Here is a 12111-nt window from a genome sequence, read left to right as displayed (position 1 = left end):
TAGTCTCCGGCGATTACGCTAGCACGTCGCGTAACTAGATCGCCTGTTCGTCGCACCACGGCCTGCGATGGCCGGTCCAGGTGCGCGCGAGGCCTTCCATGACCAGCATGCCGCCGACCGAATAGCCGCCCTGCGCGACGACGCGCAGCTTGCGTCCGTACTTGTCGGTATCGCGCTCATAAGGCTGCAGCTCGAACGGCCGCGCATTGAGAATGTCGCGGAGCCTTTTCGTTGCCATGGCGCCGAGCTCGGCCTCGTAGGGGCAGCGGGCAGGGTGGACTTCCGGCGCATCGATATCGGCGATGCGGATGGGCTCACGCCCGAGATAGAAGGTGTCGCCGTCGACGACGCAATTCTCATACGGCGTCTTTTTGCAGATCGAAAAGCTCGGCGCGGATGCGACTGCGAGCGCCTCGCGGTCTTCGAGCACGAGCCAGCCGGCGAGGGCGGTCACCGCCAAAGCCAAAGTCACGGCCAGAGATAAGAATGAAAATTTGCCCGCGGGTTTTAGCCCCGCAGCGCGGATCAGATCGATCATGCCCCGTCACCCCTCAAGGCAGGCATCATCGGCATCGGGGCTTAAAATTCGGTTCTGCCGTGGGATCTTGGGAAAGTCCCCCACATACGCGCCATTAACCTTAACGGCCCATATTCGTCAGAGGCTTAGCGGGGGCGTTTTCCCATGCGCGAGCCCGGAAAATGGTTAATTGTGGCTAAATATGGTTTGACCCCCATAAAATCCCATGCTATCCCAAATCGTCCCTTGTGGAGCTCTTGTTGCGCGTAATCGTCCCATGGCCGGAGGGGCCATGAGCCGTCCTGGGCGGAGCTGTGTCCAAGGGTGTGAGGGGATCGATGGACCGCTTCGTGTCCAATTTCACCAACCGGCTGGACGCCAAAGGGCGGGTTTCCATACCCGCATCCTTCAGGGCTGTTCTTGCGCGGGACGGACACGAGGGGATCTGCGTTCTGCCGTCGCTGGATTCGCAGGCGCTCGATGCGGGCGGCAATGCACTGCTCGGCGAGATCGACCGTCTTCTCGAAAGCTTTGCCCCTTATTCGGACGAGCGGGACCAGATTTCGACGGCGCTGCTCGGCACGAGCGAAATCCTCAAACCCGATGCGGAAGGCCGCATCATTCTCACCGAGAGCCTGAAAGCCTATGCTGGCATCACGGATTCGGTGACCTTCGTCGGCCACGGCCACAAATTCCAGATCTGGGAGCCGGAGACATTTCGCGCCCATCTCGACGCCGCACGCGCAAAGGCTCGCGATCTTCGTCGCACGGCCGGCGGAAAGCCGGAGACGCTGCAATGATGGGCCTGCAGCTCGACACCTCGCCGGGTGCGCAGCGCCACGTCTCGGTGCTGCGAGATGAAGCGGTCTCCGCGCTCGCGCCCATCGACGGCGGTCTTTATATCGACGGCACCTTCGGCGCCGGCGGTTATAGCCGCGCCATTCTCGATATGGCCGACACCAAAGTCGTCGGCATCGACCGCGATGCGGACGCCGTTCAGGGCGGTGCCTCTCTCGTGGAAGACGCCAAAGGCCGCCTGACGCTCGTTCAGGGCCGCTTCGGCGATCTCAAGGAAATCATGCATGAGCTCGGCGTCGAGTGCGTCGATGGCGTCGTTCTCGATGTCGGCGTTTCGTCCATGCAGCTGGACACCGCCGATCGCGGCTTCTCCTTCCGCTTCGACGGTCCGCTCGATATGCGCATGGAGCGGGAAGGGGCCAGCGCCGCAGATCTCGTCAACGAGCTTGCCGAAAAAGATCTCGCCGCTCTCATCCGCACCTTCGGCGAAGAACGCCGCGCGACGCAGATCGCCAAGGCCATCGTTGCCGAACGCGTCAATGGCCGTATTGCATCGACGGCGCAGCTTGCGAAAATCTGCGAAGCCGTACTCGGCCGCAATCCCGATATGATCCATCCGGCAACGCGCACCTTCCAGGCGCTGCGCATCGCCGTGAACGATGAACTCGGCGAACTTCTGCGCGCGCTGTTTTCGGCCGAAGAGGTTCTCGCGCCCGGCGGACGGCTTGCCGTCGTCAGCTTCCATTCGCTCGAAGACCGCATCGTCAAAACCTTCCTCGCCGAGCGTTCGCGCACGACGCCGAATGTCTCGCGCCATGCACCGGCGACCTTCGCCGCGGCTCCCACTTTCATTCCGATCATCCGTTCGGCGACGCCCGGCGATGAGGAAATGGCCCGTAATCCGCGCGCCCGTTCGGCGCGCCTGCGCGCCGCTGAGCGGACCGAGGCCCCCGCTCGCGGCGCGTCCGATCCGCTCGCTTACGGCGTGCCGCAGCTGAGCGCTCTCACCCAGTTCATGGCGCGTGCATGAAGGTCACGCGGACCATCAATGTGCTGGCCGTGCTGATGCTCATCGGCGCGGCTGCGACCGTCTACAAAATCAAATATGAAGCGACCTGGCAGGCGGTGGAGGTCGAGCGCCTCAACCGTCAGATCGAGCGCGAAAAAGTCTCGATCAATATTCTGAACGCCGAATGGGCGCATCTGACGCGTCCCGACCGCATCCAGAATCTCGCCGAAAAACATCTCGATCTGAAGCCGGTGGATTCGCGCCAGCGCATGGCGCTGGCCGATCTGCCTTTGCGTCCCGTGCGCGTCGACAGCATTGCCGACACCATCGCCTCGCTTGGCCAGATGGATATGAAGATCATCGAAGGTCCGAAGCCGCCGGGTGAAGATCCGATTGCGCGCACCATTGAAAGCATGGGCCTTGCGATGCCCTCGGGCGGAAGCCGCATCGACCGCACCATGAATGAATTCGGCATGGGCGGCGTGCCGGATTACGGGCCGCCGCAATGACGCCGCGCCGCGCCGCCGGACGCGTGCGTCTGGCCATGCTCGCTTTTGCGGTTCTCTATCTCGGCATTGGCGGCCGTCTCGTCTGGCTCGGCTCCGGCGCCGAACTGAAGGAAAAAGCGCGGCTCGATGCGGAAGCGGGTCTTGCCGCAAAGCGTCCGTCGATTGTCGATCGCGCCGGGCGTCAGCTCGCGACCGATATCGAAACATCTTCCATCTTCGCCGAACCGCGCCGCATGCTCGACACCGACGAAGCGGCGGAAGCTTTGATCGAAGTCATGCCGGGTCTCGATCCGCAGGAGATTCACAAACGCTTTTCCAAGGACGCCGGCTTTGTCTGGGTGAAGCGCGAAATCACGCCGCGTGAACAGCTCGACGTGCACCGCCTCGGCATTCCGGGCGTCGGCTTCCTCAACGAGCAGCGCCGCGTCTATCCCAACGGCGCGCTCGTCTCGCATGCCATCGGCGCCGTCGATGTCGACAACAAGGGCATTGCCGGCATCGAGCAATATATCGACAAGACCGACAAGGTTTCGAAGGACGGCAAGAGCGACGGAAAACCCGTCGAGCTTGCGATGGACCTTCTCGTCCAGCATGCGGTGCGCGATGAGCTTGTGCGCGCCAAGGAAGAGTTTCAGGCGATTGCCGCCTCCGGCGTCGTGATGGACGTCAATACCGGCGAGATCGTCTCTTTCGTCTCGCTGCCCGATTACGATCCGAACGTTCCGACCGATGCGCTGAAGCCCGACAACATTAACCGTATCGCGGTCGGCGTTTACGAGATGGGCTCGACCTTCAAGGCGCTGACGCTCGCAATGGCGCTCGACAGCGGTCTTGTTAAAATGACCGACCGGTTCGATGCGACCCGGCCGCTGCAATACGGAAAATTCCAGATCGACGATTTCCATCCGGAACGCCGCGTGCTCTCGGTGCCGGAAGTCTTCATTCACTCGTCGAATATCGGCACGGCCAAAATTGCGCTCGCCGTCGGCGTCGACGGCCATAAGGCGTTTCTCAAAAAGATGGGCCAGCTCGATCGGCTGCGCACCGAGCTTGCGGAAAGCGCCCGTCCCATCGTTCCCGGCAATTGGGGCGAGCTGAATACCGTCACCATCTCTTTCGGCCACGGCATTGCGGTCGCGCCGCTTCAGGCGCTGATGGCGACTTCGGCCCTGATGAATGGCGGCCTTCTCATTCCGCCGACTTTCCTTAGGCGCACGCCCGAAGAGGCGCGCCGGCTCGCGACCCAGGTCATCAAGCCCTTCACGTCCGACCAGATGCGCTATCTCATGCGCCTCAATGCCGAAAAGGGCTCGGCCAAGAAGGCCGATATCCCCGGTTACAGGGTCGGCGGCAAGACGGGTACGGCCGAAAAGGTCGTGAATGGGCGCTATTCGGACGAAAAGGTCATGACGGCCTTCACGGCGGTTTTCCCGACGGACGCGCCGCGCTACGCTCTCCTCGTCATGCTCGACGAACCGAAACCCACCAAGGACACCCACGGCTTCCGGACCTCCGGCTGGAACGCCGCGCCGGTGACCGGCAAGATCGTGGCGCGCATAGCGCCGCTTCTCGGCATTGTTCCGGACTTCGACGCACCGCCAAACCTCCCGCCCGGGCTGACCGCCGCGGCGCTCGGGGAGGTCAGGTGACAATCAAGACAGGGCCGGGCGCGCTGGCGCTCGGCGAACTTCTTCCCGAAGCCAATCTCTCTTTCGAAACGGCGCGGATCGCGATTGCCGGCATCACCGCCGACAGCCGCGCGGTCGAGCCCGGCTTTCTGTTTGCGGCGATGCCCGGCGTCAAAGCCGACGGGATGAATTTCGCGCGCTCCGCCGTCGAGAAAGGCGCGGTTGCGATCTTCACCGAGAGCGAGCCGAAAGAGAATTTCGGTGTTCCGGTTATTCGCGTGCCGAATGCGCGCATCGCTTTGGCAAAGGTCGCGGCGCGTTTTTATCCGCGCCAGCCGAAGGTTATCGCCGCTGTTACAGGCACCAACGGCAAAACATCGGTCGCAAGTTTTCTGCGCCAGATCTGGACGGAACTCGGCCATCCAGCGGCAAGCCTCGGCACGGTCGGTCTCGTCTCGCCGAAGGGCGAGGAATATTCGAATCTGACGACGCCCGATCCGATCGCGCTGCACAAGATCATCGACCGCCTCACCGGCGAGGGCGTCACGCATCTGGCTCTGGAGGCGTCTTCGCATGGGCTCGATCAGCACCGGCTCGACGGGCTGCAGCTTTCCGCCGGCGGCTTCACCAACATCACGCGCGATCACCTCGATTATCACGCGAGTTTCGATCACTACCGGCAGGCCAAGCTGAAGCTCTTTTCCGAGGTTCTGCCGCCGAAGGCCGGAGCCGTGGTTTCGGCCGACAGCGACGGGGCCGAGACCTTCATCGCCGCGGCGCGGGGAAGGGGCCTCAAAACTCTGACCGTTGGGGCAAAGGGAACAGATATCCACCTCTTCGCGACTGAGCGCTTGGGCTTCTCCCAGAAGCTGCATCTGCGCCATGGCGATGAGGACTACCGGCTCACGCTGCCGCTCGCCGGCGCTTTCCAGATCGAGAATGCCCTGGTCGCGGCCGGACTTGCCATCGCCACTGGAGGAAAGCCGGATAAAGTATTCGCTGCGCTTGAAAATCTGAAAGGCGCGAGCGGCCGCCTCGAGCGCGTCGGCGAGCGTAACGGGGCGACCGTGATCGTCGATTACGCCCACACTCCGGATGCCCTGGCGAACGCCCTTTCGGCCCTTCGCCCCTATGCCGAGGGCCGGCTGACCGTACTGTTCGGGGCGGGCGGGGACCGCGACCCTGGGAAGCGGCCCTTGATGGGTGCAGTTGCCCATGAGAAAGCGGATAATGTGATCGTGACCGACGACAATCCTCGCTCCGAGAAGCCGTCGACGATCAGGTCCCAGATCCTTGCCGCGGCGCCCGGAGCGCGCGAGATCGGTGACCGCGGCGAAGCGATAGCGACGGCCGTCAGAGAGCTGAAACCGGGCGATGTGCTACTTGTGGCCGGCAAGGGCCATGAGACGGGGCAGATCGTGAAGGAGCGGGTGTTGCCGTTTTCCGATCATGAGGCGATCCGTGCGGCATTGAAGGACTGACAATGAGCGGGGCTGCTTTGTGGACGGGTGAGGAGTTTGCCGCGGCCGTCGGCGGCCGCGTCATCGGCACCATGCCGCAAACCATCACCGGCATTTCCATCGACAGCCGCACCATCAAGCCGGGCGAGGCGTTCTTCGCCATCACCGGCGACAAGATGGACGGCCACGATTACGCGAAGGCTGCGCTCGAAAATCTCGGCAGCATTGCTGTCATCTCCGAAAAGAAAGCGCCGCGCGTCGGCCGCGTTTGGCCGGCGGTCATCGTCGACGATGTGCTGGCCGCGCTGACGCGCCTTGCTGTCGCCGCACGCGCCCGTTCGGACGCGAAAATCTTCGCCGTCACCGGCAGCGTCGGCAAAACCTCGACCAAGGAAATGCTGCGCCTTGCACTCGGCGTCGACGGCGAAGTGCATGCCTCGGTCGCAAGCTTCAACAATCATTGGGGCGTGCCGCTCTCGCTGGCCCGTCTGCCGAAAAGCGCGGCCTATGCCGTGTTCGAAATCGGCATGAACCATGCGGGCGAAATCACCCCGCTGACGAAACTCGTGCGCCCGCATGTGGCCATCGTGACCAATGTCGAGCCGGTGCATCTCGAACATTTCGCATCGGTGAATGCGATTGCCGATGCGAAGGCCGAGATTTTCACCGGGCTCGAGCCCGGCGGTTTCTTCGCCATCATCAATGCCGACAATGCCTATGCGGCGCGCTTGGCCGATGAAGCGAAGAAATACGACGCGCAGATCATGACCTTCGGCGCAGCGCCCGACGCCAGCGCGCGGCTGCTGATGTACAGCGTCCTGTCCGACCGCACGGCGATCACCGCCTCGATCCTCGGCAAGGACATCGCCTATTCGCTCGGCGCGCCCGGCCGCCATCTCGTGCAGAATTCGCTCGCGGTGCTTCTCTCGGCGCGGCTTGCCGATGTCGATGTGAAGGCGGCGGCCGAAGCGCTCGGCCAGTTCCAGCCTCCCGTCGGCCGCGGCCAGCGTCATGTGCTGCATGTGCGCGGCGGGCGCGCCACATTGCTCGACGAAAGCTACAACGCCAATCCCGCTTCCATGCGCGCGGCGATCGAAGTTCTCGGCCAGACGCGTTCGGGCCGCCGCATCGCCGTTCTCGGCGATATGCTCGAACTCGGCCATCAGTCCGAAGACATGCACCGCGAGCTCGCGGGTCCGCTCGATCAGGCGCGCGTCGATCTCGTTTTCGCCGCAGGGCCGCATATGCGGGCGCTGTTCGATGCGCTGCCGGCGTCGCGCCGCGGCGCCTGGGCCGCAACGTCCGCCGAACTCGAAGAAGCCGTTCTCGATGCCATCAAGCCCGGCGATGTGGTGATGGTCAAAGGCTCGCTCGGCAGCAAAATGGGCCCTATCGTCGCCGCGCTTAACCGCCGATTCGCCGCGGCCGAATCCGCCGCCTGAGGATTTTTTATGCTGGCTTTCCTTGCGGACTTTTCGGACGCGTTCCCGGCGCTGAACGTCTTCCGCTACATCACCTTCCGGACCGGCGGCGCCGTCATTACGGCGCTGCTCTTCGTCTTCATGTTCGGCCCGGCGATCATTTCCTATCTCAAGGTCAGCCAGGGCAAGGGCCAGCCGATCCGCGAAGACGGCCCGCCGACCCATCTTCTGACCAAGAAAGGTACGCCCACAATGGGCGGACTGATGATCCTGCTTGGGCTTGTGGTGTCGACGCTGCTCTGGGGCAATCTGCGCAACCCCTATGTCTGGGTCGTGCTCGGCGTGACGCTCGGCTTCGGACTGATCGGCTTCTACGACGACTATCTGAAGATCACCAAGCAGAGCCATAAAGGCTTTTCCGGCAAGACGCGCCTTGTGTTCGAATTCCTGATCGCCAGCATGGCCGTCGTCATCATGCAGGTGGTCAGCCCCGACAATCTTGCGAACTCGCTTGCCTTCCCGTTCCTGAAGGATTTTCTGCTTTATCTCGGCTGGTTCTTCGTCATCTTCGGCGCCTTCGTCATTGTCGGTTCGGGCAATGCGGTGAATCTCACCGACGGTCTGGATGGTTTGGCGATTGTGCCGGTGATGGTCGCGGTGATGAGCTTTGCCTTCATCGCCTATCTCGCGGGTAACGCGGTCTTTGCCGATTATCTGCAGATCAATTTCACGCCCGGAACCGGCGAGCTTGCGGTGATGTGCGGCGCGATCTTGGGCGCGGGGCTCGGCTTTTTGTGGTTCAACGCGCCGCCGGCGCAGGTTTTCATGGGCGATACCGGATCGCTCGCGCTCGGCGGTCTTCTCGGCTCGATTGCCGTTGCCACCAAGCATGAGATCGTTCTTGCGATCATCGGCGGCCTGTTCGTTCTTGAAGCCGCCTCCGTCATCATCCAGGTCGTCTCCTTCAAGCTCACCGGCAAGCGCGTCTTCCGCATGGCGCCGATCCATCACCATTTCGAACAATTGGGATGGACGGAGCCGCAGGTCGTGATCCGCTTCTGGATCATTGCGGTCGTTCTCGCGCTCATCGGACTGTCGACGCTGAAGCTGAGATAATGACACCCGCCACCTCGTTCCGCGGCAAACGCGTCGCGCTGTTCGGCCTTGGCGGGTCGGGTCTGTCGACCGCGAAATCGCTGGTCGCCGGCGGCGCCGATGTTCTTGCCTGGGACGACAGCGAAAAAAGCGTCGAGAAGGCGAAAGCGGCGGGCATTGCGACCGGCGATCTGCGCGATGCGGATTTCTCGACCTTCTCCTCGCTCGTTCTGTCGCCGGGCGTGCCGCTGACGCACCCCAAACCGCATTGGTCGGTCGAGAAGGCTCACGCGGCGAAGATCGAGATTATCGGAGATATCGAAGTCTTCTCGCGCGAGCGCGCGCTGCTCGATCCGAAAGCGCCGCTCATCGCCATCACCGGCACCAACGGCAAATCGACGACGACGGCTCTGATCGGGCACATCCTCCGCCAAGCGGGTTTGGATGCGCAGATCGGCGGCAATATCGGCGTGCCGATCACCGATCTCGACCCGCCGGGCAGGGGACGCGTTCACGTCATCGAATGCTCGTCCTACCAGATCGATCTGGCGCCCGGCCTGAAGCCGACGGTCGGCGTGCTGATGAATCTGTCGGAAGATCATCTCGAGCGTCACGGCACGATGGAAAATTACGCCGCGATCAAAGAGCGGCTTGTGGCGAAGGCCGACACCGCTGTCGTCGGCATCGACGATGATCTGTCGTCCGCTATTGCCGATCGCATCGAACAGGCAGGCACCAGAACCGTACGTATTTCGCAGCGCCGCCCGCTTACCGGCGGCATCTATGCCGAAGGATCGAAACTCATCCGCGCCCAGAGCGGGGCAGGGGGGGAAGTCGCCGATCTTGCCGGCATCGGTTCCTTGCGTGGCGCACACAATGCGCAGAATGCGGCGGCGGCGATGGCCGCATGTCTGGCGCTCGGGCTTGAGCCCGACGTCATCGCGCGCGGCCTTCAGACGTTTCCGGGTCTTGCGCACCGCATGGAGCAGATCGGCCATGCCGGCAAAGTTCTGCTCGTCAATGACTCGAAAGCGACGAACGCCGACAGCACCCAGCAGGCGCTGGCGAGTTTTGCATCCGATATTTTCTGGATCCTCGGCGGCAAGGCGAAAAGCGGCGGCATTGTCAGCCTCGCGCCGTTTTTTCCGCGCATCGCCAAAGCCTATCTCATCGGGGAAGCTTCGGCGGAGTTTGCGAAGACGCTCGGTGCGGTGCCGCACGAATTCTGCGAGACGATGGACAAAGCGGTTCTGGCGGCCACGCGCGATGCGGCAAAGTCTGCGGCGCACGAGCCGGTCGTCCTTTTGTCGCCGGCCTGCGCCAGTTTCGACCAGTATCCAAATTTCGAAGTCCGGGGCGATGACTTCCGGCGACTCGCGCAAGAGCGCATAAAGGCCGCCGATACGGAACGGGTGCCATGATCTCGCGCGCCAAGAACACGCCCCTCAGCGAATGGTGGTGGACGGTCGACAAACCGCTCCTCTTCGCCGTGATCGCGCTGATGGTGGGCGGTGTCGTGCTCTCGCTGGCGGCGAGCCCGCAGGTGGCCGAGCGCCTGGACCTTGATCTGTTTCACTTCGTCAACCGGCAGGTGATGTTCCTCATCCCCGCCGCCGCCGTGATGTTTGCGGTCTCGATGCTCAATCCGCGCGGCATCCGCCGTGCCGCGCTCATCACCTTCCTTATCTTCTGGCCGGCGATGATCCTTGCGCTGTTCATCGGCCCGGAGATCAAGGGTGCGCATCGCTGGCTGCAGCTCGGCCCCGTCGGCGTGCAGCCGTCCGAATTCGTCAAACCGAGCTTCATCATTCTCGCCGCCTTCCTGTTCGCCGAAGGCGCGCGGCGCGACGATATTCCCGGCCACTTCATGGCGATCTCGCTGTTCGGCCTTGTCGTCGGCGTCCTCGTGCTGCAGCCCGATTTCGGCCAGACCATGCTGATCGGCATTGTCTGGGGTGCGCTGTTCTTCCTTGGCGGTCTGCGCTGGCTCTGGATGGGGGGCCTTGCGGGCACCGGCATCGCGGGCATCTTCCTTGCGTATAAAGTCGTGCCGCATGTGCGCGAACGCATCGTCAAATTCCTCGATCCGGGCGGCAATGAGAACTTTCAGGGCGAGCGCGCGTTTGAGAGTTTCGTGTCGGGCGGATGGCTCGGCAAAGGGCCGGGGGAGGGCACCGTGAAACGCGTTCTGCCGGACGCCCATACCGATTTCATCTTCGCCGTCACCGGCGAGGAATTCGGCATCATCTTCTGCCTGGTTCTGCTTGGGCTGTTTGCGTTCGTCGTGCTGCGCGGCTTGTGGCACGCGTCGAACGAAGAAGATGCGTTTGCGCGTCTTGCCATCGCAGGTCTGACAATGCTGTTCGGCCTGCAATCGGCGATCAATATGGCCGTTAACGTTCAGCTGATGCCGGCGAAAGGCATGACCTTGCCCTTCATTTCCTATGGCGGCTCATCGTTAATTTCGCTGGCCTTCGGCATGGGGGCTCTCATCGCCCTCACCCGGCGCCGCCCGCGCGCCAAGCTTGAAGCCGGCGCAAATCCGCTTCCTGCCGGGCAGCTCGGCTGATGGCCGATACCCGTCCGGTCCTCCTCGCCGCCGGCGGCACGGGAGGACATCTCTTTCCGGCCGAAGCGCTCGCTGCCGAGCTCGCAAAGCGCGGCGTGCCGGTCGATCTCATCACCGATCCGCGTGCGAAAGAGTATGCGGGGAATTTCCCGGCGCGGGCCGTCTATGCCGTGGACAGCGCGACCTTCGGCTCGAAAAACCCGCTCGCGATTTTCAAAGCGGCGGCGAAGATCGGCCTCGGCTTCGGCGAAAGCGCCCGCCTCATCCGCAAACTGAAGCCGCGCGCGCTTGTCGGTTTCGGCGGCTATCCGAGCCTGCCGCCGCTGCTGGCCGGACAGCTTCTCGGCGTGCCGACGATCATCCACGAACAGAACGCCGTGATGGGCCGCGCCAACCGGATCCTGGCGCCGCGTGCGACCCGCATCGGCATGGGATTTCCGAATCTTACCAATGCGAAGCCGGGGCTTCTTGAGAAGGCGACGCATGTCGGCAATCCGGTGCGCGAAGCCGTGCGCACGGCCGCTTCCACCTATGCCGCGCCGGAGGCCGGCGGGCCGATCCGGCTTTTGTCCTTCGGCGGCAGCCAGGGCGCGCGCATCATGTCCGTTACCGTGCCGCCGGCCATCGCCGCGCTCGAACCCGAGCTGCGCGCCCGGCTGAAGATCGTACAGCAGTCGCGGCCCGAAGACCTCGAACATGCCGAGGAGATCTACCGGAAAGCCGGAGTGAAGGCCGAGCTGTCGCCCTTCTTCCGTGACCTGCCCCAGCGCATGGCCGATGCCCATCTTGTCATCGCCCGGTCCGGGGCTTCGACAGTGGCCGAATTGTGCGTCATCGGGCGGCCGTCTTTCCTCGTGCCGCTGCCCCATTCCCTCGACAACGACCAGCTGGAGAACGCCCGGTCCCTCGAGGCGGCCGGGGGCGGAACCCTCGTCCCCCAGGCCGAGTTCACCCCGGCCAATCTGGCCCGCCTGTTGACGGACCTCCTTGCAAAGCCGCAAACACTCAGCGGCCAGGCAAAGGCCGCTTCGGCCTATGCCCGTCCCGATGCCGCCGCGCGGCTGGCCGACCTCGTCCTTGAGGCCGCGCCTTAAAGTCCGAGTTA

Annotated in this window: 11 protein-coding genes; 10 read left to right on the top strand and 1 reads right to left on the bottom strand. The window is 63.4% G+C overall.

The window, feature by feature from the left end; all coding sequences use genetic code 11:
* Positions 1-34: 34 nt before the first annotated feature.
* Positions 35-538, bottom strand: a complete 504-nt coding sequence (locus tag IZ6_RS10845) for a thermonuclease family protein (protein ID WP_222875069.1) — start codon at positions 536-538, stop codon at positions 35-37.
* A gap of 317 nt (positions 539-855) precedes the next feature.
* On the opposite strand from IZ6_RS10845, the gene mraZ reads away from it, so the two are divergent.
* Genes mraZ through murG form a run of 10 tightly spaced genes read left to right on the top strand, consistent with a single transcriptional unit; the run spans position 856 to position 12100 of the window.
* Complete coding sequence (gene mraZ / locus IZ6_RS10840) at positions 856-1317, top strand: division/cell wall cluster transcriptional repressor MraZ (protein ID WP_222875068.1); 462 nt, start codon at positions 856-858, stop codon at positions 1315-1317.
* A complete protein-coding gene (rsmH, locus tag IZ6_RS10835) occupies positions 1317-2345 on the top strand; it encodes a 16S rRNA (cytosine(1402)-N(4))-methyltransferase RsmH (protein WP_420825583.1) in 1029 nt (342 codons plus the stop codon). The genes mraZ and rsmH overlap by 1 nt, the downstream gene beginning before the upstream one ends.
* Positions 2342-2833 (top strand): cell division protein FtsL, encoded by a 492-nt coding sequence (ftsL, locus tag IZ6_RS10830; RefSeq protein ID WP_222875066.1) that lies wholly within the window; start codon positions 2342-2344, stop codon positions 2831-2833. The genes rsmH and ftsL overlap by 4 nt, the downstream gene beginning before the upstream one ends.
* Positions 2830-4482 (top strand): peptidoglycan D,D-transpeptidase FtsI family protein, encoded by a 1653-nt coding sequence (locus tag IZ6_RS10825; protein WP_222875065.1) that lies wholly within the window; start codon positions 2830-2832, stop codon positions 4480-4482. The genes ftsL and IZ6_RS10825 overlap by 4 nt, the downstream gene beginning before the upstream one ends.
* 23 nt (positions 4483-4505) lie before the next feature.
* Entirely contained in the window at positions 4506-5942 is a 1437-nt protein-coding gene (locus tag IZ6_RS10820; RefSeq protein WP_222877614.1) for a UDP-N-acetylmuramoyl-L-alanyl-D-glutamate--2,6-diaminopimelate ligase, read from the top strand.
* Positions 5943-5944: 2 nt separating this feature from the next.
* Positions 5945-7363, top strand: a complete 1419-nt coding sequence (locus IZ6_RS10815; protein ID WP_222875064.1) for a UDP-N-acetylmuramoylalanyl-D-glutamyl-2,6-diaminopimelate--D-alanyl-D-alanine ligase — start codon at positions 5945-5947, stop codon at positions 7361-7363.
* 9 nt (positions 7364-7372) lie between these two features.
* Positions 7373-8458: a phospho-N-acetylmuramoyl-pentapeptide-transferase gene (mraY, locus tag IZ6_RS10810; protein WP_222875063.1), complete on the top strand. Its 1086-nt coding sequence runs from the start codon at positions 7373-7375 to the stop codon at positions 8456-8458.
* Complete coding sequence (gene murD, locus IZ6_RS10805; RefSeq protein WP_222875062.1) at positions 8458-9858, top strand: UDP-N-acetylmuramoyl-L-alanine--D-glutamate ligase; 1401 nt, start codon at positions 8458-8460, stop codon at positions 9856-9858. Before mraY ends, murD begins: the two co-directional genes overlap by 1 nt.
* Entirely contained in the window at positions 9855-11006 is a 1152-nt protein-coding gene (locus tag IZ6_RS10800) for an FtsW/RodA/SpoVE family cell cycle protein (RefSeq protein WP_222875061.1), read from the top strand. Before murD ends, IZ6_RS10800 begins: the two co-directional genes overlap by 4 nt.
* The gene (gene murG / locus IZ6_RS10795; protein ID WP_222875060.1) at positions 11006-12100 is read left to right on the top strand and encodes an undecaprenyldiphospho-muramoylpentapeptide beta-N-acetylglucosaminyltransferase; all 1095 of its coding nucleotides are present in this window, start codon (positions 11006-11008) and stop codon (positions 12098-12100) included. Before IZ6_RS10800 ends, murG begins: the two co-directional genes overlap by 1 nt.
* Positions 12101-12111 lie beyond the last annotated feature (11 nt).

This window comes from Terrihabitans soli (assembly GCF_014191545.1).
Taxonomy (GTDB): Bacteria; Pseudomonadota; Alphaproteobacteria; order Rhizobiales; family Methylopilaceae; genus Flaviflagellibacter; species Flaviflagellibacter soli.
Note: the sequence above shows the minus strand (reverse complement) of the source record. Positions and strands in the feature narration are given on the sequence as shown.